The sequence below is a fragment of the Candidatus Hinthialibacter antarcticus genome (assembly GCA_030765645.1).
GTDB lineage: Bacteria > Hinthialibacterota > Hinthialibacteria > Hinthialibacterales > Hinthialibacteraceae > Hinthialibacter > Hinthialibacter antarcticus.
In genome coordinates this window covers 1-24,890 of the sequence record JAVCCE010000075.1, presented here as the reverse complement: position 1 = coordinate 24,890, position 24,890 = coordinate 1, and the positions used below count along the sequence as shown (strand labels likewise).

The 24,890-nt window shown below is 51.4% G+C and carries 13 protein-coding genes; 5 read left to right on the top strand and 8 right to left on the bottom strand.

Annotated elements, in window-relative coordinates:
- Positions 1 to 29: 29 nt before the first annotated feature.
- Together P9L94_19545 and P9L94_19540 are read right to left on the bottom strand one after the other, a co-directional pair.
- Positions 30 to 584 carry a gamma carbonic anhydrase family protein gene (locus P9L94_19545; GenBank protein ID MDP8246287.1) on the bottom strand — a complete coding sequence of 185 codons (555 nt, stop codon included), beginning with the start codon at positions 582 to 584 and terminating at the stop codon, positions 30 to 32.
- Positions 585 to 608: 24 nt separating this feature from the next.
- Positions 609 to 2,300 carry an NADPH-dependent assimilatory sulfite reductase hemoprotein subunit gene (locus tag P9L94_19540; protein ID MDP8246286.1) on the bottom strand — a complete coding sequence of 564 codons (1,692 nt, stop codon included), beginning with the start codon at positions 2,298 to 2,300 and terminating at the stop codon, positions 609 to 611.
- A 580-nt stretch (positions 2,301 to 2,880) separates the two neighbouring features.
- Between P9L94_19540 and P9L94_19535 the strand changes: the two genes are divergently transcribed.
- The 3 genes from P9L94_19535 (at position 2,881) to lpdA (ending at position 8,433) form a co-directional block, all read left to right on the top strand.
- Positions 2,881 to 5,673 carry a 2-oxoglutarate dehydrogenase E1 component gene (locus tag P9L94_19535; GenBank protein MDP8246285.1) on the top strand — a complete coding sequence of 931 codons (2,793 nt, stop codon included), beginning with the start codon at positions 2,881 to 2,883 and terminating at the stop codon, positions 5,671 to 5,673.
- A gap of 66 nt (positions 5,674 to 5,739) precedes the next feature.
- Positions 5,740 to 7,023 carry a 2-oxoglutarate dehydrogenase complex dihydrolipoyllysine-residue succinyltransferase gene (gene odhB / locus P9L94_19530; GenBank protein MDP8246284.1) on the top strand — a complete coding sequence of 428 codons (1,284 nt, stop codon included), beginning with the start codon at positions 5,740 to 5,742 and terminating at the stop codon, positions 7,021 to 7,023.
- A gap of 12 nt (positions 7,024 to 7,035) precedes the next feature.
- On the top strand, positions 7,036 to 8,433 hold the full coding sequence (lpdA, locus tag P9L94_19525; GenBank protein MDP8246283.1) for a dihydrolipoyl dehydrogenase: 1,398 nt from the start codon (positions 7,036 to 7,038) through the stop codon (positions 8,431 to 8,433).
- A gap of 124 nt (positions 8,434 to 8,557) precedes the next feature.
- Here lpdA and P9L94_19520 read toward each other — a convergent pair whose 3' ends face one another.
- On the bottom strand, positions 8,558 to 13,012 hold the full coding sequence (locus P9L94_19520; GenBank protein ID MDP8246282.1) for a lamin tail domain-containing protein: 4,455 nt from the start codon (positions 13,010 to 13,012) through the stop codon (positions 8,558 to 8,560).
- A gap of 156 nt (positions 13,013 to 13,168) precedes the next feature.
- Between P9L94_19520 and P9L94_19515 the strand changes: the two genes are divergently transcribed.
- Together P9L94_19515 and P9L94_19510 are read left to right on the top strand one after the other, a co-directional pair.
- On the top strand, positions 13,169 to 14,596 hold the full coding sequence (locus tag P9L94_19515; protein MDP8246281.1) for an aldehyde dehydrogenase family protein: 1,428 nt from the start codon (positions 13,169 to 13,171) through the stop codon (positions 14,594 to 14,596).
- A 206-nt stretch (positions 14,597 to 14,802) separates the two neighbouring features.
- Positions 14,803 to 16,038, top strand: a complete 1,236-nt coding sequence (locus P9L94_19510; protein MDP8246280.1) for an ROK family protein — start codon at positions 14,803 to 14,805, stop codon at positions 16,036 to 16,038.
- Positions 16,039 to 16,063: 25 nt separating this feature from the next.
- Here P9L94_19510 and P9L94_19505 read toward each other — a convergent pair whose 3' ends face one another.
- From P9L94_19505 to P9L94_19485, 5 genes are all read right to left on the bottom strand, one after another.
- Positions 16,064 to 17,887: a glycosyltransferase gene (locus tag P9L94_19505; GenBank protein MDP8246279.1), complete on the bottom strand. Its 1,824-nt coding sequence runs from the start codon at positions 17,885 to 17,887 to the stop codon at positions 16,064 to 16,066.
- A 186-nt stretch (positions 17,888 to 18,073) separates the two neighbouring features.
- Complete coding sequence (locus tag P9L94_19500; protein MDP8246278.1) at positions 18,074 to 19,441, bottom strand: Gfo/Idh/MocA family oxidoreductase; 1,368 nt, start codon at positions 19,439 to 19,441, stop codon at positions 18,074 to 18,076.
- Positions 19,442 to 19,633: 192 nt separating this feature from the next.
- Entirely contained in the window at positions 19,634 to 20,803 is a 1,170-nt protein-coding gene (locus P9L94_19495; GenBank protein MDP8246277.1) for a DegT/DnrJ/EryC1/StrS family aminotransferase, read from the bottom strand.
- Positions 20,804 to 20,823: 20 nt separating this feature from the next.
- The gene (locus tag P9L94_19490; GenBank protein MDP8246276.1) at positions 20,824 to 22,980 is read right to left on the bottom strand and encodes a glycosyltransferase; all 2,157 of its coding nucleotides are present in this window, start codon (positions 22,978 to 22,980) and stop codon (positions 20,824 to 20,826) included.
- Positions 22,981 to 23,013: 33 nt separating this feature from the next.
- Positions 23,014 to 24,477, bottom strand: coding sequence for a class I SAM-dependent methyltransferase (locus P9L94_19485; GenBank protein MDP8246275.1), 1,464 nt, complete (start codon positions 24,475 to 24,477; stop codon positions 23,014 to 23,016).
- Between the last annotated feature and the right edge of the window lie 413 nt (positions 24,478 to 24,890).

The window sequence follows — 24,890 nt, the reverse complement described above, 5'->3', positions numbered from 1 at the left end:
AAAAGACTAAACTTAGGAATACAGGGGGATTAAGTCGAGAAATTTAGTCGGTAATTATGGGCGACCTCCACGTATTTCGCGGCGTATACAGCCTGTTGCTGGCGTTCGTCGTCTTTCAACTCGCGCTTGACGGTTGCGGGCGAGCCGACCACGAGGCTGTTTGGGGGGATAATTGTTCCTTGCGTAACCAGGGCGCCTGCGCCAACCAACGAGCCGCGACCGATGACCGCCCGGTTCAACACAATGGCGCCCATGCCGATCAGACAATCATCCTCAACCGTGCAACCATGCAAAAGCGCCTGATGCCCGACCACCACGTTTTCACCGACGAAGCATGGTTCGTCATCACCGACATGCAAGACGGCGTTGTCTTGGATGTTGCTGCCCCGCCCGACTGATACGGGAGCGATATCGCCGCGTAGTACCGCGCCAAACCAGATGCTGACCTCATCGCCAAGCGTAGTCTCGCCAATGACCGACGCATTGGGCGCAATAAACACATTTTCGCCCAGCTGCGGTTGATGCTCTAAATAGGGAAACACCAGCCCGCCTCCATACGCGGAGGCGGGGACAGTGATATCCATTGGGTTCTGTAGTTTCATGTGGATTTAGTTTGATGCTGGCTCTTGATGAAACTGCTCGGGCGATGGGTTCGCATCTTTAACATGGGCGCGCCCCCAATAATCCGAGAAACACTCGCCTTCGTTTCGGTTGCTGACGTATTCATCAAGATAGCCGCGAACCAAACCGGGAATGTCTTTGATATCCGCCATTTTTTTGTCTAACGCAGCCAAACGGTCTCCGCGATGCGACCCGCCAACAAAGACGACATACTTACCCGGCGATTTGCCCACGAACGCAATGTCAGCGTTATACGGACGCGCACACCCGTTCGGACAGCCCGTCATGCGGATCAAGATCGGGTCTTGGTCCAGGCCGAGTTCCCGTAGGTGAACGTCAATTTCATCCAGAACGCCTTGAAACACGCGTTCGCTTTCTGCCAGCGCCAAACCACAGGTAGGCAAGGATACGCAAGCCATCCCTAGGCGACGCGCTTCAGAAAAACTATCGTCCAAGGTTACGTTATGTTCTTTCAACAGAGCGTTGATTGCGTCTTTATGTTTGGGATCAACATCGCAAAAAATGATGTTGCAATTCGGGGTCAGGCGCACAGGCGTCGAATAGGTTTCAACTATGGCGCGAATCGCGCTGCGGTAATTGCCTTCATCGCTGTCGATGATGCGTCCTTCGGGGACCCATAGGCCAAGAAAAAGTTTGCCGTCGCCCTGTTCGTTCCAACCCAACAAGTCGCCGGTTGTGTTCCAAACCAATGGCTTGGGTTCAGACACTTGAATGCCGTCATCAAGGCGCGAGACCACTTCTTTTTTAAAGGCTTCGACGCCGAGTTTTTCGACTAGATATTTCATCCGCGCCTGCTTGCGGTCTTCGCGGTTGCCGAGGTCGCGCTGCGTCAACACGATGGCCTTACACAGATCGACGACATGGGCGCGTTCAATATAGAACATGGGTTTGCCCAAAATGGGGCGGGTATTCTTTTTGGCGTGGCTCATGCCCATGCCGCCGCCGACGATCAGCGTATAACCAACCACTGCGCCGTTTTCAACATGAGGCGCCAAGCCAACGTCATTGGTATACAGGTCGGTATCGTTGCGCGGCGGGACCGCGACGCCAAATTTGAATTTACGCGGCAAGTAAAACTCGCCGTAGATGGGTTCGTCTTCGCTGCCGGGCGTATCGAGTTTTTCACCGTTCAACCAGATTTCGCTATACGCCTGGCTATGGGATTTGAATGTTTCCGCAAGTTCGGAAGACAGTTTCCAGATATCCTGATGCGCGGCGTCTTGAATGGGGCTAGACGCGCCCATGACGTTGCGCACCACGTCGCCGCACGCGCCCCAGGTGGTGATGCCGGATTCATTGATCGCATGGACGCAGTCTTTCAATTCACCTTTTACGACAAAGTGAACTTGCAGCCCCTGGCGCGAAGTAATGCGCAAACTGCCGTTGCCAAATTTGCCGACCACCTCGTCATGAATCAAATATTGCTTGGCTGTCACTTGCCCGCCGGGGATGCGGCTGCGCACCATAAAAATGTGTTCGCGGTCGAGACCTTGCTTGCGGCGTTCAACGCGGGCGTCGCGGTTGTCTTGCTGATAAATGCCGTGAAACTTCAGCAACTGGTAATCGTCTTCTTCAAAATGGTCAACGGAACCTGCCAAAGTCTGATTGATGCCGCCTCGAAGCCGTTTGCTCTCTTTTTTGATATCTTCTACGGACATACGTTTGCCAACTCCTGCTCGTTTCTGTGTGAACGCCGAATAGCATAGCACATTGCACCAAAGCGGGAATGCGCTTTGGCATATCCAATGCGCGCCCACCTTTTATTCTACATTACATATAGAATATAAATTCTACCACCAGGCATTTTGTGATAAAAGGGAACATCCCCGGTAAAATTGATTACGTTGATACAAAAAATGAAGAATAAATGAATAACTGAATTGAATTTCCATATTATTGTGGTTAAAATCTAATAAATAGGCGTAATTCTTTTGTTATGATATGTTTGAATCAGCATAAATTCAAATAAAACAGCACAATAGGGCTCTTCTGGCGAATGAGCGCCCGGTTCAAATTTAAACAGGATATTTTTAGACTCTTGACATGGATGATTTAGCGCGGCTGCAATGCTCATTCTGGAACCGTTTTTTTCTTCAATTGACCGCTAATTGTTTATTGGCGTCATCCATTTGTTTATCCGTACAACCAAAACAAAACCTGACACGAAAGAGGCTTCTATAGGAGCCTCTTTTTTTTGTTGAAAAACCGTTGCCGTAAACTGTAAGGGACGATAAAAACATGGATTCTTTGGATTTTGTCAATCGCGCCAATTCAGATTACATCGAAGCGCTCTACCAGGAATATCAAAAAGACCCTCGTTCGCTGGATGAACACTGGCGCGCCTTTTTCGCCGGCATCGAACTGGCGAGCGACGTATCGGGCGTTCTTCCCAACAACGGCAGCGGCGTACGCATCGAGAACCTGCCGACAGATGTTCAACAACAAGTTACGTCTGAAACGAAACCCGGGCAGGCGTCAACCAAAGGCGTGTACGCTCTCGTCCACATGTATCGCGAATTAGGCCATTTGATTGCGAACCTTGATCCACTCGGTCACAACCGCACCACCCACCCTTTGTTGAAATTGTCTGAATTTGGACTGACCAATGCTGATCTCGACCATCATGTCAGCCACGGCGGTTTTCTCGGCAAGACGGATGGTACGCTGCGCGACCTCATCGACAAACTCCAGAAAACCTACTGCGGTACGTTCGCGGTGCAATACACCGAAATTCCCGACTTGGTGCAGCGCGTCTGGCTCGAACAACGCATGGAGCCGATCTACAACCAGCCCAAGTTTGACTCTAGCATCTGCCACGACATTTTAAAAAGCGTGATCGAAGCTGAAGAGTTTGAAAACTTTCTTCAAACCCGCTTCTTAGGCAAAAAACGGTTCTCGCTCGAAGGCGGCGAATCCTTGCTGCCCTTGCTGAACACCCTCATCGAAGTCAGCGCTGACAAAGACGCCGATGAAATCGTCATGGGCATGGCCCACCGCGGGCGCCTGAACGTACTCACTCATGTCCTGGGCAAACCCTACGAAATGCTGCTGAGCGAATTTGAAGAAAGCAAATTCGTGAAACCCACCGAAGGCGACGGCGACGTCAAATATCACATGGGTTATTTCTGTGAAAGAATGACTGCCAACAAAAAGCAGGTTCGCTTGAGCCTCAGCGCCAACCCCAGCCACCTGGAATTGGTCAACCCCGTCATTGAGGGCATTGTCCGCGCCAAACAGCAATACCGGGGCGACGTTGAGCGCAAGAAAGTCGTCCCCATTTTAATTCACGGCGACGCCGCGTTCACCGGACAAGGCGTCGTCACCGAAACATTGAGCCTCTCCGAACTGCCGGGCTACAAAACCGGCGGGACGATCCACATCATCGTTAACAACCAGTTGGGCTATACCGCAACGCCGTTGCAAACGCGCTTTACGCCCTACCCCACCGACGTTGCGAAAACCATCCAGGCGCCGGTGTTCCACGTAAATGCAGACGACCCTCAAGCGGTCGTTCACGCTTCGCGTTTGGCGATTGCGTTTCGTCAGCAATTTAAGGTTGACGTGTTGATTCACTTAATGTGCTATCGTCGCTACGGTCACAATGAGACCGACGACCCCACTTACACTCAACCCATGATGTACAAAGATATACGCAACCATCCCACCACGGCGAAACTCTATGCGGACCGCTTGGTCCATGAGGGCAAAATCACGCCGGGCGAAGTCGAGAAAATTCGCCTGGATGTTCGAAAGCGGCTGGATACTGCGCTTGAAGACGCCCGTGAAGCGCGACCGCTCGACCATACCGCCTCAAGCGACGAGCGGTGGGACGGCATTGGAAAAGCCAATGGCAAACACTGGAGCATGGATACCGGCGTTGAACAAGACGCGCTGATGTCCATCACCGCCAAAGCGACGCGGGTTCCGCCCGGATTTACCATTCACCCCAAATTGCAGCGTCTGCAAGGGCTCCGTCAAAAAATGGTGGAAGGCGAAGACCCAATGGACTGGGGATGCGCCGAAATGTTGGCCTTTGGAACACTGTTGGCTGAAGGCGTCGAAGTCCGCATCGCCGGACAAGACAGCGAACGCGGAACATTTAGCCACCGCCATTCGGTCTGGTATGATTACGAAAACGGCGAACCGTATGTGCCGCTGAAAAATCTCGATAAGAACCAAGCCAATTTCACCGTCGTCAATTCCATGCTCTCCGAACTGGCAGTGTTGGGATTCGAATACGGCATCAGCACCGCAGACCCCCATCAACTGGTCATTTGGGAAGCCCAGTTCGGCGATTTTGTGAACGGCGCCCAAGCGATCATCGACGAGTTTATCGTGAGTTCCGAATCAAAATGGCAAAAAATGAGCGGCATCGTTCTGCTGCTGCCGCACGGGTATGAAGGCCAAGGCCCCGACCACTCCAGCGCGCGCTTAGAGCGATTCCTGCAAATGTGCGCCGATCAGAATATTCAGGTTTGCTACCCGACCTCGCCCGCGCAAATCTTCCACCTGCTGCGGTTGCAAATGAAACGCGACTTCCGCAAACCGCTCGTAATTATGAGCCCCAAAAGTTTGCTGCGTCATCGGCTGGCGGTCTCATCCGTCACGGAATTGACCAAGGGCGGGTTTCAAGCCGTGATTCCCGACGGGAACCATCTCGACCCGGAAGCGGTCACCCGCTTGATCGTCTGCAGCGGCAAGATTTATTATGAGTTGCAAAGCGAGTGTGAAGACAGCGACAATAAAACCGCAGCAGTTGTACGAATCGAACAGTTATATCCGTTCCCGCTTAAAGAAATGAAAAAAATATTGCTTGAACACAAACAACTCAAAGAAATTTTCTGGGTGCAAGAAGAACCCAAAAACATGGGCGCCTGGACTTTCATTCAACCGCGTTTACGCCGCATGTTGCCCAAGGGGGCCAAACTGCGATACGTAGGCCGGGACGCCGCCGCCAGCCCGGCCCACGGCTATCTGTCCATTCACTTGGGCGAACAAAAAGAGATTATCCAGACTGCGTTCAAAGATTAAACTTTGGATGATTCTGGTTCGGCGATATGCTGTTTAAGGGAAGAGCGATACCAAGGAGCGATACGAATGGCCACTCCAGTTAAAATACCCCAAGTAGGGGAATCCGTCACAGAAGTTACGTTAATCCAATGGCTCAAACACGATGGCGACAAGGTGGATAAAGACGAGCCGCTCTGTTTGATGGAAACCGACAAGGCGGACTTTGAGCTGCCTTCGCCCTCGGCAGGCGTATTGAAAACTCTGCACAAAGAAGGCGAGACGATTGAGGTCGGCGCTATTGTTGCAGAGGTCGATGAATCGAGCGCACCGGCGCAAACAGCAGCGCCCGCGAGCGAGTCGAGCAGCGACTCAGGCGCAAAAGCCGATCTCAGCCCCGCCGTCAAACGCCTGATCGAAGAACATAATCTAAATCCCGCCGACATTCACGGCAGTGGGCGCGGCGGACGCATCATTAAAGAAGACGTGCTTTCATTTCTCGAAACTAAACAAAAGAAATCTCCCAAAAAAGAAGAACCGGCAAAAGGCAAGCCTGCCAGCGAAATGAAAAAAGCGCCCGAACCTCATCTGGATGAATCCGCTCCGGCGCCGGAAGCGGAAATCCCAAAAATTTCGACGCAGACCCAAATCAAGCATTCGATGGAGTTCCCTGAGGACGGCGTCAAGCGCGTTCCAATGACGAAGATTCGCCGCCGCATTGCGCAACGATTGGTTTCCGCCCAACAAACAACGGCGTCGCTTTCCACGTTCAATGAAATCGACATGTCAGCGGTATTGGCGTTGCGCGAAAAATACCGCGAGCGCTTTGACGAAGTCCACGGCGTCTCGCTCGGCCTGATGTCATTCTTCGTCCGCGCCTGTGGGATTGCGTTGCGCGAGTTCCCGCGCATAAACTCCAGCATCGAAGGCGACGACATCGTTTACCACCAGCACATTCAGCTCGGCATGGCGGTCAGCACCGAGCGTGGACTGGTCGTCCCCGTTTTACGCGATGCGGAAAGTTTGTCATTCGCCCAGATCGAATTTGAAATCAAGCGCATGGCCAAAGCCGCCCGCGCCGGCAAACTCAACATTCAAGAGCTCAGCGGCGGCACCTTCACCATTACCAACGGCGGCGTGTACGGCTCCATGCTGTCAACGCCGATTTTGAACCCGCCCCAAGCCGCCATCCTGGGAATGCACGCTATTGAGCGCCGCCCCGTTGCCGTGGGCGACGAAGTGGTAGTCCACCCCATGATGTACGTTGCGCTGACCTATGACCACCGTCTCGTCGACGGCAAGGAATCGGTTTCGTTTCTGGTGAAAATTAAGCAACTGATCGAAGACCCGGCTCGCATGATGTTGGAAATTTAACGGAGGCGAATCTTGAGTAATACGCAATATGATCTGATCGTGATCGGCGCCGGCCCCGGCGGATACGTCGCCGCCATTCGCGCCGCACAGTTGGGCTTCAAAACCGCTTGCGTCGACAAACAATACCTCGGCGGAACCTGCCTAAACGTCGGCTGCATCCCCAGCAAAGCGCTGTTGGATTCAAGCCATCATTTCTATGAAGCAAAAAATTCTCTGCATAAACACGGCGTTAAGATCGGCCAGTTAGACTTTGACGTGAGCGCCATGATTGGGCGCAAAGAAAAAATCGTCAAAATTATGACTGGCGGCATCAACGGTCTCTTTCGCAAAAACAAAGTCGACAAATTGATGGGATTGGGGTCAGTGGTTGGCGCCACCACCGTTGAAGTCGAAGACGGCAAAGAAAAGAAACAATACAAGACCAAACGCATCCTCATCGCCAGCGGCAGCGTTCCGATCGAATTGCCGAACCTGCCTTTCGACGGCGAACGCATTGTCAGTTCAACCGAGGCGCTATGCTTTGGCGAAGTTCCAAAACGCATGGTGGTCATCGGCGCAGGGGCGATTGGGTTAGAACTTGGCTCGGTCTGGAACCGGCTCGGTTCGGAAGTCACCGTCATTGAATTGACGCCCAATATCATGCCGCTGATGGACCTTGAGATGACCGTCGCGCTGAAAAAATCGCTGGAAAAACAAGGCCTGAAATTCAAGATGGAAACCAAGGCCGATACCGCCAAGGTCACCAAGAACGGCGTCAAACTGTCGCTCAAAGGCCCCGACGGCGACGAAACGCTGGACTGCGACAAACTGTTAGTCGCGGTTGGACGCAAGCCCTGCACCGACGGGTTGAATCTTGACGCAGCAGGCGTAAAGGTCAGCGACCGGGGACGCATTGAAGTTGACGAGCATTATGAAACCAACGTCAAAGGCGTGTTCGCCATCGGCGATGTGATTGCAGGGCCAATGCTCGCCCACAAAGCCGAAGAAGAAGGCATGACCGCCGTTGAGCGCATGGCGGGGATCGCGGCGCACGTCAATTATGACGCGATTCCAAACGTCGTGTATACCCACCCCGAAGTCGCTAGCGTCGGCATTACCGAAGAGCAAGCCAAAGACAAAGGCGTCGAATATAAAGTCGGCAAGTTTCCCTTTATGGCGAACGGGCGCGCCCGCTGTATGGACGAAGAAGAAGGCATGGTCAAAATCATCAGCGACGCCAAAACCGACCGCATGTTAGGCATGCACATCATGTCGGCGCGCGCGTCGGATATCATCGCCGAAGGCGCCATCGCGATGGAGTTTCATTCCAGCGCCGAAGACATCGCCCGTTCGGTTCACGCGCACCCGACCTTACCCGAAGCCATCAAAGAAGCCGCGTTAGCGGTTGATGGCCGCGCCATTCATATTTAGACAAATGAAAGGGGAGGGCGAGTCTCCCGACGAGCCGCGAAAATGAGATTGCTTTTCGCTCTCATGCGGCTCACCAGGAGGTTCGCCCTCCCCACGTTCTTACGTTAATTCCCGATTGATATCGTTAATACAACGACCAAGCCTCAATGCCCACTTCGTCGATCACCTCTCCCGGCGTCGGCGCTTTTGCCTGCCACGCGCTTGGATCGTTTCCCGCCCGGTCTCGAGTAATTCGCTCCAGCGACATACCCGAACCGTCGGCCTCATCGGGCCAAGGCGATTGATCAAAGTAAGTGATTTCATCAATCAAAACCCACGCCAGCAAATCAATGGCTTCGGCTACGATTTGCGGCTTTTCCAAACGGATACGATCCGTGTTGTTCGCGAGGCGTCCTTCAAACGGACCTGCGATTGTTTTTCCCGAGGCGCTCTCTTGATATGTTTCAAAGAACGCTTGCTTCAACGCATTGAACGATGGATCAAACCCAACCACGACGAGCGTACTCTTGGGAGCGAGTTCTAATCCCAAAGGAATATCAAAATCAACGCCGCCGCGAATGCGATATGCGCCGCGATCATTCCACAGTGCAATCGTCTCATCGCTTGCATTGTATAGTTCAATGAACTCAGCGTTCTCGTTTGACGATGCGTCTTGCGCATCGCTGGGGTGGAACATCAACTCGCTAATGCTAAGTTGCGCCGCGCGTTCGGTGTTCGCGGTATTCTGCGTAGGCGCCATCGACGCCCAATACGAACCGCCGATTACGCGCCCGAAGGTCACGCCCGGTTCTTGCGCTTGAAAACGCAGCGCATCCACCACGCGGCCTACGCCCGGCGTCGTCGGTTGATATGAAAGGTAAAGGCTTTCGCCGTCTTTGCTCAAACCAAAACCTGTTTCATCTGAAGCGCCAAAGTCGTCGGTTTGCGTGAAAATTTTAATCGAGCCGCTGCCAAGTTGTTGAGTTGGGATCGCCCATTTTTGTAGATCGCCGCCGCTGTCAGATAAATAATAACCGCTGAGTGATATCGGATCAGAACCAGCGTTGGCAATTTCGATCCAATCGCCGCTTTCATCTCCGTCTGCGCTCAACGCAAGAAATTCGCTCAGTTGAATCCCTTCCGCAATGGTTGGACCATCCGCCGCAGGCGACCCGCCGATCAGCCCGCTGGCGCGCCAGTTGCCGGGATACTCCAGCACTCCATTTTCTTGTTGGAGCGAAGCATCCGCTTTGGGAACCAACGAGTGGCCCGCCCCATCAGCCGCCAGAGGCCAAAGCCCTTCATCATCATATTCAAACTGAACAATAGAGGCGTCAGCGGTATTGTCGCGCAGTTCCAATTGTTCGCCGTTATTCGAGAGCCGCCCGTCAAACGGGCCAAACATGACTGCGTCATCGCTCAGCCCATACACGACGCGAAATTGAGCGCGCTCGGAAAGGTTCAGCGATGAAGTCAACAAACCATACGTTTGCGGCGCCAACACGTCATTCGTCCCAAAGCGAAAGTCAATTCCGTTACTGAAGATCAAATTACTTAATGCAATCGAATCGGTCCCGCTTGCGTTATACAGTTCGATATATTCATATTCCGAACCGCGCGGCGGATTGTACATGACTTCGGTAATTTTCAGATTTTCACGAATAAACGCGATGTTGTCCTGCGTACTTTGAATCAAGAACGTCGCGTCATCAATCGCGCTCCACTCATCTCCACTTTTTGCGCGGGCGCGAATCTGAGCAGCGCTATTGATTGCGATAGGAGCCTGATATCGAACCGCTTTCGATGAAATCGCTCCACCTTCTAACCGCGGATCGGAACCATCAAGCGTGTAATAAATCGGGACGGGAGCATCATCAACTTGAACGGGCAATAGCGTAGACATTTCCAAACCAAACACAACATCAGAACTATTGGCGTTGGTCTGGTGAACTTCAATGGCAATCACATTCTTGCCAGCGCGCAACATAGACGCATCAATTTCAAACGGCCCTTCATACGTCGCGTTGCCAACGGTGCGGTTTGCAAACGTATTATACGAAATGTTTCCCGCAGGCATTCCAAACCGCAGCGCTTCAGCGCCATTGATATAGATGACGGCGCCGTCATCCACAAAGGGACGGAGAGTCGCCTTGGCTTCGCTTAAATCGTAATCGGTTTCAATGGTGAATACTTTGCGAAAATAATAGGTCCTCCGCCCCAGTTGCAACGCAGTGCGTTTTGCTTCTTCTAAACCCGACGATTCAACATACAACAGTGAGCGGCCCGTATCCCAGCCCGAATCGTCGTAATCAACTTCACGCCATTCCGTTCCCAGATCAACGCCATCCTGGTTATAACTCCACAACGAGAGGTAGTGGGTTATATCATCCGTTTCATATTGCTGCTGGCGTATCGAGGTGAGTTCTAATGAAATGGGAGAATCGATCAATCCGCCGCGCTGACTAAATTCCGGCGCAGGAATCGAGGGGAACAACCCCGCGGTCTTTAATTGGTCGATTACGATGCCCGAACGAACCGGGAGATACGTTTGTGAAATACGGTTAACTTCGTCCAACCAATGCGGGTCGCGCATACGCGGCTGACTGAAGCGCTTGTCACCCCAGCGGGCGGATTCGCCTACGATGGCGCGGTCAATTTGATTTGCAAGAGCAAGATAGCGCGCCGTTGATTCTTCCGCTGAAAGCGGCCCGTCATTGAAAAAGTGTTTTTGAATACGGTCCGCGACATACATGCGAAATTCCGGCAGTTCGCGCAGCGATTGAAAGACCAACGCCGGATTGTCGCGACCGCGATGGAATTCAATCACGTTCGTCGTCGGTTCTTCTAACGACCATTCCGAATCCCACAAGTAATAATAAAAACCATCGGTTTCGGTTCGGCGGTAAGAGGAATAATAATTCCAGGGCGTACCGCCGCCGCCAATAACGGTAGGCGCATCACGGTTGCCGATAAAATATACGCAGAGCATGTAATCAATCATGCTATCGAGATTGACATAATCTTGAATTTCATCGTACCCTTGCGGCGATTCATATTCTCTGCGGCTGACCATTTGCATCAAGCGGTTAAATCCCGTTTGGTCGCCGGCTTTCACTTGAATGGCATTGTACCCGCGCGTACCGCCGGTAATCACGTCCCATTCGTCCTTACCGCCGCCAAGATGATCCGCCGAAAAGGCGTCGTCCGGGCGCTCAACCAGATCATACAATCCCCAATACATACCGTTTAAATAAAGATGAACATACGTCCCATGCGATGCGGGTTGGCCCAACGCCAGTTGCGTTTTTCGCGCAAACTCGTCACGGATGTATTCCGCTTTGCCAATATTGCTGCCGAAGCCGCCTTCACTTGAATGCCAGGAATAGTTATAAGACCCACGCAACGTGAGCGTATTGAACTTTTCAACTTTTGAATCAGGAAAAACCGGAAATTGCAGCGTCGGCTCCCCATAATCGCGTTTGAATAACATGCGAAATGAATATTTCTTATTCCCTGGACTCCGGCTGTATCCTCCCTGAATCCGCAACCCGCAATTGATTTGAAACCCAGGTGCGCCGCTCGGATCAATCCATTCAACAGAAACGGCCCGTTCCCATTCGACGCCTTTATTTTCAGGGAACATATAGATGCCTTCCCGGCGGTCAAATAAGCGGTCCTGGTCTGTCACAATAGACAACGATGGAATTGTTTTCAGGTCGTCCCGAATCGTATCGCGATAATCTGAATGATCGACGACGTCCGGGTCCATTTCGTAATCGCCAGACTGGCCTCCGCCCCATGTTGAGGGATAGCCGGTTGGGCGTTCTTGTTGAAGAACGTCATCAAGAAAAATATAAGTATGAGAAATAGCATCACTCGGCTGATACGCATCTCGATAAGCAGACGCGCGCAGTATCGTCGTTGTGTTTATAGAAATAGGCGCCTGATATAATTCGCCGTTCTCAGGCGTTGGGTCATCGCCGTTGGTTGTGTAATAAATCACAGAACCGGGTTCGGCTGACAATTCAACCGTAAACGGATCATCATAAAACCCGCGCTCGACATTCACCGAAACGGGACCCAAAAAGCCTTCAACGCTTTCGCCATTCACTTCGCCCGGCGTCGGTAGAACGAAGTAAACCCGCTCCCCACTCGCATCCAATCCAAACGAAATGTTCCCGCGCCAAACGTCTAAATTGGGATACATCGGCGCGTATTCATCAACGATATTTCCACCAGCATCGGCAAGCGCCAAATATTCGCCTTCGACAGCAAGAGTAAAATTTGTATGCAACGCCTGGGCAGAGTCCATGCGGTCTTTTTCAGATGCAAATACGACCAAAAATTCACCCGGCGCAATCGAAACGTCAGGAAACGTCCATTGAGATACATTAGAAGGGTCGTCACTTAAAGACCAACCATTTAATGAGACAGCGTCGCCGCCCACATTCCACAATTCGATCCAATCGGGGTCATCGCCGTCTTCATCAAAAATGACGCCTGAATTGCTGGCCATGAACTCATTGATAACAACTTGCGCAAACAGATTTGAGGTATTCAACAGAGTAAGTGCTATAATAATGAATAAACGAATTGGCATAAAATCACATTGCGCACGCTGTGCGCTTCTCCCTATCGCTAACAGAATTTTAATAATTAGTAATGTATCATACATTGCCTGATTTGTAATGTTAAAAGACATATCCATTTACAAGAATCTACGCAGCCATGACGGAATACAAACAAGGAGCACAACATGTTAAAAGAAACCTACCCCTATTATTTAGCGGGCAAACCCGAATCGCCAAATGCTGACCTAGAGGTCGCAGATAAATTCACTGGTGAAACGGTCACACGCGTTGCACGGGCAAACGCGGATGTCATTCGTCAGGCAATCGACGCAGCCCAAACCGCAGCCAAACCCATGCGCGAAATGGCCGCCTATGAACGCCGCGAAATACTTTTGCACTGCGCAAAACGCTTCGAAGAACGCGCCGAAGAACTCTCACAAAGCCTTTGCATCGAAGCAGGCAAGCCCATCCAACACAGCCGGGGAGAGACCCAACGGCTGATTGATACCTTTCAAATCGCGGCGGAAGAAGCCGTCCGAATCAACGGTGAAGTGACCCCGCTTGACCGCATTCCCCGCGCCAAAGGCTACACTGGCTTTACCCAACGCGTCCCCATCGGGCCGTGTTCGTTCATTACGCCGTTTAATTTTCCGCTGAATCTGGCCGCACACAAAATCGCGCCTGCATTGGCGATTGGCTGCCCGTTTGTTTTGAAGCCAGCCAGTTATACGCCGCTGGGGGCGCTTATCATTGCAGAAACGCTCGCTGAAACCGACCTGCCGCCAGGCGCATTCTCGGTCTTGCCTTGCAAAGCAAGCGACGCAGGGCCATTGGTCGATGACGACCGCATGAAATTGCTGAGTTTTACGGGCTCCGCCGAAGTGGGTTGGTCATTGAAACAAAAAGCGGGCAAAAAGCATGTTGTGCTGGAACTCGGCGGCAACGCAGGCTGCATCGTCGACAAAGACGCTGATATTGAAGACGCCGTACAGCGCATCGCCTTCGGAGGCTTTTATCAATCGGGGCAGAGCTGCATCAGCGTCCAGCGCGTGTATATTCATCAGAGCATTTATGAGGCATTCAAAGCCGCGTTCATCGAGAAAGCCCAATCTCTCAAAGCAGGCAAACCGCAAGACGAAGAGACCTTCATCGGCCCCGTCATCTCTCAACAAGACGCCGAGAGAATCGAATCGTGGATACAATCCGCCATCGCAAGCGGAGCGAACCGTTTATGCGGCGGTCAACGTGAAGGTTCCATCGTCGAAGCGACGGTTCTTGATAATGTTCCAACAAATGAATCCGTCTATTGTGATGAAGTGTTTGGCCCGGTGGTTTGCATTGAACCGTTTGATGAATTTGGCAACGCCATCGCGAAAATGAATGAAAGCCGCTTTGGGCTGCAAGCGGGCGTATTCACCCGTGATATTCATAACGCCATGAAAGCATGGAACCAGCTCGAAGTCGGCGGCGTGATGGTGAACGAATCGCCGTCCTGGCGCGCCGACCAAATGCCCTACGGCGGCGTCAAAGACAGCGGATTTGGCCGTGAAGGCATCCGCAACTCGATTGAAGACATGAGCGAATTACGCCTGATGGTGTTGAGATCAGCCTGAAACAATTTATTTCTACACAGCAAGATTGTTTGCATCGGCATTGTTAATCACTGATTTTAAAACACTTACCCCATATTGACTCATAAGGGGTATATTGATTTTCACTGAGACTATGATATAGTCCAAAGATTGATTCCATACATATTATATGTTGATAATGAAATCTATTACTTTTTGATAAGCAAACTGGGACAGGACAATCTGAAATGGGTGAGCACAATCCAATCACAGACATCTCGTATGTCAGTAAAATTAATAAAAGCAAAATACTCTCTCTCATCCGTTCACGGGACGTAATCTCCCGCGCAGAAATCGGCAAAGAGATGGGGTTGAGCCTTCCGACCGTTTCCCGGTTGGTAGACAGCCTTATCCATCACGAAAAGCTGGTCCTCGAAATCGGCACTGCAACCCCAAGCCGGGGCCGCCCCCCTCAGTTGGTGAAATTTGCTGGAGACGCCAATTATGTCATCGGCCTCACCATCGGGCCGAAATACATCTATGCGCTATTGTCAAATCTAAACGCCCACATCATCACTGATATTCGCATTCCCACCCAGGCGGAAGACGGCATCGAAACGATGGTCAAGCGTATTGCAAGCGCCATCCAAGACATGAGCCGCCAATCGGGCGTCAATATTGATAATGTGTTAGGCGTTGGCATCGGCGTTGGCGGTTTGATTGATTCAAAAAGAAACCTATTGGCCTATTCATCAGCCTTCGGTTGGGAAAACGTCGACATCACGGGCGAACTCAGCCGCTATTTAGACATTCCCATCAAATTTGACAATGTAGCCCGCGTGATGGCGTTGGGCGAATTGTGGTACGGCATTGGTCAATCGGTCAAAGATTTTTTGAGTATTTATGTGGGACACGGCATCGGCATGTGCGCCGTGATTGACGGCAAGCCCCATTACGGCTCAACGGGCATGACCGGCGAATTGGGGCATTGTACATTTGAAATGCCCAGCGGCGGCAGCATCTTTCTCGAAGAGATCGCCGGTGGACGCGGCATCGCCCGCGTAGCAAAAGAACGTCTCTCCGAGTTTCCCGACAGCCTGCTGCATCAGTGTTGTGAAGGGCGCCCCGATACAATCACTGCTGAAACCGTCGCATTGGCCGCCAATCGCGGCGATGAACTTTCGAAAGATATCTTTGCCCGCGCGGCGAATTATTTAGGCGCGGCGGTGTCAAATTTGATCCACTTATACAATCCGCAAGCCGTTATTATCGGCGGCGGCGTGGCGCAAGCAGGAGAGTTTTTCTTTGATGGAATTAAGAATGCGGTAAAAGAACGCGCCCTGCCCCGTCTCGCGGAAGACGTCATTATTCAACCGGCCTATCACGGCGCCCGCACCAAAGAGATGGGAGCGGTTGCGTTGATTTTGAACGAAGTGCTTTCGCTGGATATTTCGAATCACAAAGAGAAAGTGACTGCAACGTAACGACAAACCATAACCAAACATTCAATTAACTGGGGGTCTTGGCTCCCAGTTTTTTTATGACGTTCTCCAGCCAGTTTTGATACGTCCAGTCTTTTGAAACCCTCAGGTGCGCGGCATGGCGAATCTCGTCGCGTTCATCCTTCGCCGATAAAAAGTGCTTCACTTTACCAGCGAAATCATCCACGCTGTTTGCATAGACCGCTTCTGTTCCGTCCGTGAGATATTCATCAAATTGCGGGCGGTCGCTGATTTGAAATCCGCCCATGCCGCATACATTGAAATAGCGCATATTGGGCGCCGTTTGGTGGCCGATTGAATGGATGTTGACGAACACCGAGCCGCGCGCAAACGCTTTCGGTTCTTCCGTCATCGGCAAATACCCTTTCAAACAGCGCCGCAAAATAGAATTCTGAGGCAGATACGCGTCCCAGTCTGAGCCGAATAACGCCAGGCCCATTGGCGCCAATTTCTCCAACACCGCCCTCCGACGCGCAGCGGTGCCCTGGCTCAGCAAATAACGAAAGATCGAATACCATTCATCTTCGTGATTGATATCAGGCAAGGGGTTCTCATTTAAATACGCATAAAAATCAACATCCGCATCGAAGTCGCTCAGTTCTTTCTCGGCATTCCGAATCGCCTGGAGTAAGCGATCACGCCCCTGCCATTGCGCCCAAAACGCTTGTTGGCCTGCGAGCGGCAACGCCAGCGAATTACCCACCATGATAATAGGAATCGAGTTGTCGGTTGGCGTGGGTTCAGGAGAAACGAAATCCGCCATGATGGGTTGAAACAAACACTGCGTATATCCGCGTCGTTCAAATAGAGGGATCAAGTTTCTGTCAATCGGAACGCACAGTTCGCCGGGATACTGGGTCTGGTCGTAATAGGCGATGTTTGAAACCGCCTGCACCCATCGCGCGGGCAATGACGCATAGACTTTTTCCGAAACGAACTGCGGCGCATGATAGCCATAACTAATGACCATATTGGGCTGTGCGCGTTGAAAAGCGTCAAGCAGCAACGGCTCGGCGAGGCGTTGATATTCGCGTCCGGCGGCGTCCATACGATAGCGGTTGAGAATAAGCCAATGTGTCTTGATCCCCCATTCATTGAGATATGTTTCAATGGATTTCAGATGCAACTCGCCGGGCGCATTCTGCCAGCAATTGACGATCAACACATTGCGAATGACGTCTGCGTCAGGCTTCGCGCGGCTCGTACTGGCGAGAACCGATTCACGCTCACGACGCCAGTGTCCGCGGCGCGCATCCAATTGCGCGTTGAGAGAATTGAGGTCAACCAATGCTTCACACTCTGGAGACGCGGTGAAAGTGATTGCGCCGTGTTCGAATAAATTATACGAAACCAGTACGTCAAAAACCGCCTCGGGGGTGAATGCAGCCACGCTAAAATGCAAACGCTCCGTCGCTAACCCATTGCGCAAATCAACCATCGTGAAGCAAGCCATCAAACGCGCAGCAGTCGGTTCAATCACAACCACGCGCACCCCTTCATTGGCGATCACTTGCGCCGCCGCTTCCGCAGCCCCGTAGCCAACGCCGCCGCCAAGAATCACCCACACCCCTTCTGTTGGCGCCTGGCTACGCAGGCGAGAGCGAAGCGTCGCGATCTCCTGCTCAGGGTTATGCTCTCCAATGATCCATAACGACTCGTCCGCCGTCCGGCAGCGAATCGAAGCGCCGCTTTGCTGCAAGGTAAGCGCTTCGCTTTCGTAGGCGTTCGACAACCATTGCATGGCTTCATGCGAACGTGATTGCAGGTATTGCAAATTGTTCTGCAAGTTCGGCGTTTGGATTTGATGAAGCGGAACCCAAGTATCTGTCATAGAAATTCTCAGTATGAATTCAAATCACTCAATAAGCGCTTGGTTTTGTTCATTAGAAACGCCTTCAAGTTAAGTGGCAAGGGCAAGGCTGACACATGCCTGATGCATAAATTTCCATTGTGCAGAAAAAGAAAAAGACCCAACCCGACGCAGCGGATTGGGCCTGATTGTTGATGGAAACAATTCTTAAGTCAATTCGTAACCAGAGCGATACGAACGTTTGACGAACTGATTGGCTTCTGGATAGTTGGTGACGCGCATGTGATCGCCGTCCCAATCCAGTTTTTGGCCCGGGCAGCGAATTGACAAGTTGCCCAACAAGACCATTTCAGTGAACGGCCCAGCATAATCAAAGTTGCCGCTGGGTTGTTTTCCACTTTTGATTCCCCACGCCCATGCGCGGTAGTGGTTTTGGTCGGCAACGCGAGGAATATAACCGCCCGGCTTTTTGTAATTCTGGAACTTGCGTTCCGGCAACAAGCGCGGACTGCTGTTTCCATAGGTGCCCATGGTGATGTAGCCTTCGTCGCCGACGAACAACGAACCGCTTTCGCTGATGTTGCCGTCGCGTCCCAAATCGCCCAGACGAATATCTTCGTCAATGTCTTTGGGGCGTTTGGGTTTCAAGTTGCCGTCATACCAGTAGAAGGTCAACGGAGCGAAACTGCCGCGCGCCGGGAACTCAAACCGAATGATGGATTCGGTCGGAGGCGATTGGTCAGTGCCGCCTTTTTGGTGGATGCATTCGACGCTGGTCGGGTAACCCAATTGGAGAGTCCAGTAAGGGGCGTCGAGAATGTGGCAGGCCATATCGCCCAACGCGCCGGTGCCGAAATCCCACCAGCCGCGCCAGCTGAACGGCGCATAGCCTTCGTTAAATGGACGCCAAGGGGCCGGTCCTAACCACTGGTCCCAGTCGATACCCTCAGGAACGGGTTGTGCGGGCAGCATGTCTTTCATGCCCTGATTCCAGATGGGGCGGTTGGTCCAGCAATGAACTTCACGAACCTGGCCGATAGCGCCGTCCCAGATTATTTCACATGCGTCGCGGATGCCGTCGCCAGAGTGGCCTTGGTTGCCCATTTGGGTAATGACGCCATACTTGCGCGCGGCTTCAGTCAACATACGCGCTTCATACACGTTGTGGGTCAACGGTTTTTGAACATAGACCGCCATGCCTTTTTTCATGGCGCGCATCGCCGCCACAGCGTGCATGTGGTCAGGCGTTGAAATGGTAACGCCGTCGAGATCGTTTTCTTTGTCAAGCATTTCGCGAAAATCTTTGTACTTGCGCGCATCCGGGCATTTACGGAATGTGCCGTCGGCGCGACGCCAGTCGGCGTCACACAACGCAATGATATTCTCATAGCCTTCGTGTTCGAGAATATCGCCAGAGCCCTTACCACCGGCGCCGATAGCGCCCAAGTTTAATTTATCATTGGGTGAGCGATACCCTAACTTCTTTAATGATGGAACTCTTCCCGTCGCGCAACCCGCCATTAACGCAGAGCCGCCCGCCAGGAAAAAGCGACGTGAAACGGTATACTTACTCATCGTAATCCCTTTCCAAACGAGTTTGACAACTCAGAGATTGTCGCCGCCCTGGTACAAAAAAAGCGGCATGACCAATGTATAGTAAGGAAAAACACTACAGCTCTCAAGCCGTAGAGTATGGTTATTCTGTACGATCAAACGGCCTATCGCTCATAATTATTTTCATATTACATTTGCAGAACGCAAATGTATCTAATAAATCGCGCTTCGAACCGCAGCAATCACGCGCTCGACATCCAGGTCCGACAATTTAGGAGAGAGCGGCAGGCTCACGGTTTGCCTGCCGGTTTGGAAGGCATGAGGGCAGTCGGCGTTGGTCCAGCCAAAGCGTTCTTGATAACAGGGGTGTTCAGTCATGCTTAAATAATGGATGCCTGTGCCGATGTTAAGTTGGTGCAACTGTGAAGCAAACTCATCTCTTGAGATTCCCGCACTCTTCTCATCAATCAGCAATGTATATAAATGGTAAGCGTGGCGCGTATTGTTCTCAGGCGGCGCCGGGAGCGTAATCGGCAGATCACGAAACGTATTGTTGTATGCCTGCCAAATTTCCTGGCGGCGCTTCCAACGGCTTTCGATCCGCTGCAATTGATGAATGCCCAGCGCCGCCTGGATATCCATCATGTTATATTTGTAGCCGACGTCAACAACGTAATAGTGCTTAAAGCCTTCATCCGAAAAGCGCTTCCAGGCGTCTGCTGAAAGCCCATGCAGCGCGAGCGTTTTGACGCGGTCAATATCTTGCTTTTGTTTTGCGACGACCATGCCGCCTTCGCCAGTGGTCATATTCTTCGTCACATAAAAACTAAAGCAACCAAAATCGCCGATGGTCCCGGCCCTGCGTCCATGATATTCCGTCTCAATCGCATGAGCGCAATCTTCAATAATTTTTAGATCATACCGATCAGCCAGTTGAATGATCGAGTCCATCTCGCAAGAGCGCCCCGCAAAATGGACGGGCAGAAGCGCTTTGGTTTTTCGGGTGATTTTTTTTTCGATCTCAGCGGGATCAATATTCATCGTCCGCGGATCAATGTCCGCCAGGACGGGCGTCGCGCCAGAGTGAATAATCGAGTTGATCGTCGCGCAGAATGTTAACGGAGTGGTTATCACTTCATCGCCAGGCTTGAGGCCAGCGGCGAGTAAACTCAGGTGCAACCCGGCTGTGCATGAATTGACTGCCGCCGCCTGTTCGGTTCCCTTGTACGCCGCAAACTCTTGTTCAAAGCGCGCGACTTTCGGGCCGGCGCCGATCCAGCCTTTGCGCAAAGAATCAACCACTTCATTGATCTCGTCATCTTCAATCAATGGAGAACCAAAGACGAGATAATCATCATGGAATGGGTTTGGAGAATCGTTCACGGAAAAACCAAAATTTGAGATTAGCCTCTCGCGCTTAAAGCGGCGCGGCGCTGTTCATACTGTTGGGCCTGCTGGTAAAAGATTTTTTTCTTGTCTTGTGGAATCACGCCCAACTCGTTCATCATTGTAGGCAAGTCGGCGGTGTTCTTTTTCCAATCCAAATGCGTTTCGGCATACGTACGCGCTGCGCGTTTCATTTCGGGCATCTGGTTTTTATTGTCAACATAATACTGCATCTGCCGGGTCAAATCTTCAATGTTCACCCGGCATTGCGGCCAATAGTAGCCGTCGTTACGCGCATACAAACGGTCGATCTTCACCACGCGGCCATTGGTTTCATCGACGAATTCATTCATTGGTCCATTGTCGCTGACGATCAACGGCAGCCCGCACGCCAACGCCTCCGCCTGCGTCAATCCGATGCCGTCCAAGCGCGATGGATACACATACACATCGCCTACATGATACAACCCCGGCGCGGGCACCGTCTTCTCTTCATACACCAGCCGCCCCTCTTGCTGCAACGCATTCACCAACGGCGCCAATTCAGGGAACTGCAACTGCACAGGCTTTTGAGTGTGAATCACCAAACGCGCCGGGCCTTTCACATCGCGAAACGCCGCGACCAGAAAATCCGTTCCCTTACGGCTGGGGTTATATCCCGCCGAATGGAAAAACGTCACAACATCAGGATTCACCAACTCGTATTGAGTCGGCTTGTATAGATCAGTGTTGGTTCCCCAAGGAACGTATTTCGCTTGCGGGTGCCAATCGAAGGCCGAGAAATGCCGCTTGGTATTGCACAATAAAAAATCATAGCAGCCAAAAATGGGGATGGTCAGTTCGGTGTAATAATCGACGTACGCGCCGGTTTTGATCCCCATTTGCGAGCAGCCCACCACGGGCGCCCACCAATGTTGTTCGTTAAAAATGACGGTGTTGATCTGACATTTTTGCAGCCAGGCGCGAAAGTCGTTCAAGTCAATCGCCGTTGGCACGCTGGTTTGCACCGGCTTGCCCCACGTGACGCGGTCGTCGTCCCAATTCGGGTCGCCCTGACCTGATGTCTCGCCGCCGCGCGCATAGATGAAGACTTCGTGATTTTCTTGTAACGCCTCGCGGTATTGCTTCGAGACATAGGCGGCGCCGCGCTCAAACCATGTGGTCACAATTCCAATCCGCAATGCGCCCGGCTTGGTTTGAACCGAAGCCGCCGCTGCGGCTGAGGGCTGCGGCTTTGACTGAGGCGCGATCAGTCGCTGAACCGCCTCCCGGTTCAAGGCGGGCTTCGACCAATCTTTTTTTTGGCCCAACAAGCGCTGCATGTGTTCTGCGATTTCTCTTGCGCGGGCGAAATAACTGTGGTTCGCAACGGCTTCTTTACGGCCCGCATCCGCAATGCGAGAGCGCTCTTCATCGTGTTCCAGATAATAAGAAATTTTTTCTTCCATCTCGTCAATGGATGAGACTTCGACAAAATGTTGGTCTGGCTGAAAAGGGTTTTCGTTTGACAGGGTTTCTGAAATTAAAAACGCGCCTGATCCCAAACATTCAAACACGCGGGTTTCCGTATCGAGAAATTCCTCTGCATGAATATTGACGGCAATCTTCGCCCGGTTGAACATTTTCGCCATATCGGCGCCGTACGCCTGACAGGCGACGATGTTAAATGATTTTTTTAATCGCGTAATGATTTCACGGCGGCGCTGGGTGACGCCGCCGACAAATAGCACATCAATATCACGCTCGATTCCCTCCAAAGGCCGGTGCGTTTGTTCATCAAATGCGCTGAGGAACACCGTTATTTTTTCGCCCGGCATCCACCCCTTGTCAATAATTGCTTGCTTACATGTAGGCGTACGGACAAGCACATGATCAAACAGATTGCTTTGAAATAAATGTAACTGGTCGGTGCAACGCGAAACCAATTCGCTGGAATAAAACAAGCGCGGGCGCTGGCAGGCGTCAACTAATTCTAATGGAAAATAATCGCCGCGCTGTAAAAGAAAGACATCGAAATCAGGCGCGTTAAGAAAGGCCTGTGGAAGCGCTTGGCGATATTTGCGATAATCGAGCGTATGTGTTTCATGCCCTTGCTGCAAAAAAGCGCGGTTCATAAAAACTTCCGCGCCGTAGGTTGCATTTTGCTCGATCGCATTGAGGTAAAAAAATTTCATATCAACTCACTTCCCTCAAGAAGCAGGTTCTGCCTAAGCCGTAATTTCAAACAGTATAAAACCTACATTTGGAATCAAAGGATTCATCACTTTCTCAATGATACGCGCGGAAACGGCTCGCTTCTGAATTTCAGCAATATGATCGCGAAATAACATGTGAGCGGTATTATCTGAACGGGGCGTGGCATTAGCATAAATTAATATCAATCCCGAATGAGATACCAAACGGTTCAGATAGAGGCCATATTGGTCTGGCTCAACCACATGGTACAAGACATCCAGCGACATGGCCAAATCGTACCGTTCCATTTCAATTTCATCATACACATTAAATGAAAAGGCGGGTTGGTTCTCATATAATTTGCGGCATCGATTAACGACAGACGCGGATATGTCTACGCCTTGATAGGCTTCAACATCAATTTCTTTAATTTGATATCCATCGCCGCAACCCAGATCGATAACAGATTTCACTTCAAAGCGGCGAACGACTGCATTGATATAATCTCGCTTAAACATGTAGTTCGCGCCATAACTCCCCGCACCGCTATTCCCACCTGTCGCATAGCGGGAATCCCACCAGTGTTCTGCATTAAAGTTTGGGTCGATAGGCGTTTTTTGCGCTTCAGCATCTGAACTTTTCCCGGTGAGTTTTGCTTGGAGTTGCTCGAGCCGATAGGTTCCTTGGCTCGACTGCGCTGCGCGTTGCACTAAATTTCGGAACCGCTCGGACTGGCCCTCCAAACGTTCGATTTTCTCAGCCGCCTGGCAGAAGATTTCGGTCATTGAATACGGGCAATATGTTTTCACAACTTCATCGTGAGAAAATATTTCTAATAAACGGCTTTGATATTCAAAGCGCTTTTTACAATCCATCAGGGTGGATTCCACCGTCTCTTCTTGAGCGTCATCCGCACCATCCATGACGCCAATTTCAGTCTGAGCAACCACGATCGGAACGTCATGCATCATCCACGAAAAAACCATCCCCAACATGCTTGCTTCCACACTCCATTGATGAACCCGCCCGGCGCACAATTGTTTTGCAAAAAAGAGTGTTTCTATCGGGGGAAGACGATCATAACGAATCAGTGGAATCAAATCATAAGGATCAAACGGAAGCGGGCCATTTTGAGATAACAGCCGAGACTGGGCGATCAGTGTTCCACACTGGGGATATTGAGCAAAGACAGACGCCGCGTAGAGAAAGGCGTCCGCCGCATATCGAATCTCGGGCGAGGCGAAGACAATGATGTCGCCGCTCGCTTGCGCAAACGCATCCTTATACCAAAGCGTGTTTTGACTGGAAGAAGAGATCGGCTTGATCGAAATCGAACCAATGTTATTTTTTTCCTGAACACAAGTGAATAATGCTTTAGGAACAAGAAGTTCAATCTGCGAATACGTCTGGGCAAGTATCGAATCAAAGAACCCCTGGGCTTGTTCATCAAAACGGTCACAGTTGGCCAGGATGGAAATCGTCGGAGCGGCTTTCATACGGTTACCTCAATCCATACAAATCAGAAAATTATTCTACCCCATCATCCCAGCGTGCAACAACGGGGTTCTTTAACAGCCACAACATATCGAGATCAGGATCGTTCTAAAGCATTGTAAACGGCCCCGCACGATCATAACAGGTAATCGTACCTGAAAAAACCGGTTTTTCACTCGACGATTATCAGCGCAAAGTCGTCATGCGGATGTAAGTTTTATGGTGTTTGCCCTCATTCAATACCCACGGCTTAAGCCGTGATGCTCTGTCGTCGATCTCATAAAAAAAAATTCATCCGGTAATTGAGTACCTAGTATTTATGGATAGCCATAATTTTGTTTCGGAAAACGTGTTCCGGCCTGTCAAAAATTGACAAATCAAATCAGGCATGGATGCAACTCTGGAAGCGCCTGTG

Bases quoted from the DNA above. Each gene is read 5' to 3' on its own strand.
- P9L94_19545 (MDP8246287.1), bottom strand. From the start codon at position 584: ATGGATATCACTGTCCCCGCCTCCGCGTATGGAGGCGGGCTGGTGTTT.
- P9L94_19540 (MDP8246286.1), bottom strand. From the start codon at position 2,300: ATGTCCGTAGAAGATATCAAAAAAGAGAGCAAACGGCTTCGAGGCGGC.
- P9L94_19535 (MDP8246285.1), top strand. From the start codon at position 2,881: ATGGATTCTTTGGATTTTGTCAATCGCGCCAATTCAGATTACATCGAA.
- odhB (MDP8246284.1), top strand. From the start codon at position 5,740: ATGGCCACTCCAGTTAAAATACCCCAAGTAGGGGAATCCGTCACAGAA.
- P9L94_19520 (MDP8246282.1), bottom strand. From the start codon at position 13,012: ATGCCAATTCGTTTATTCATTATTATAGCACTTACTCTGTTGAATACC.
- P9L94_19515 (MDP8246281.1), top strand. From the start codon at position 13,169: ATGTTAAAAGAAACCTACCCCTATTATTTAGCGGGCAAACCCGAATCG.
- P9L94_19510 (MDP8246280.1), top strand. From the start codon at position 14,803: ATGGGTGAGCACAATCCAATCACAGACATCTCGTATGTCAGTAAAATT.
- P9L94_19505 (MDP8246279.1), bottom strand. From the start codon at position 17,887: ATGACAGATACTTGGGTTCCGCTTCATCAAATCCAAACGCCGAACTTG.
- P9L94_19500 (MDP8246278.1), bottom strand. From the start codon at position 19,441: ATGAGTAAGTATACCGTTTCACGTCGCTTTTTCCTGGCGGGCGGCTCT.
- P9L94_19490 (MDP8246276.1), bottom strand. From the start codon at position 22,980: ATGAAATTTTTTTACCTCAATGCGATCGAGCAAAATGCAACCTACGGC.
- P9L94_19485 (MDP8246275.1), bottom strand. From the start codon at position 24,477: ATGAAAGCCGCTCCGACGATTTCCATCCTGGCCAACTGTGACCGTTTT.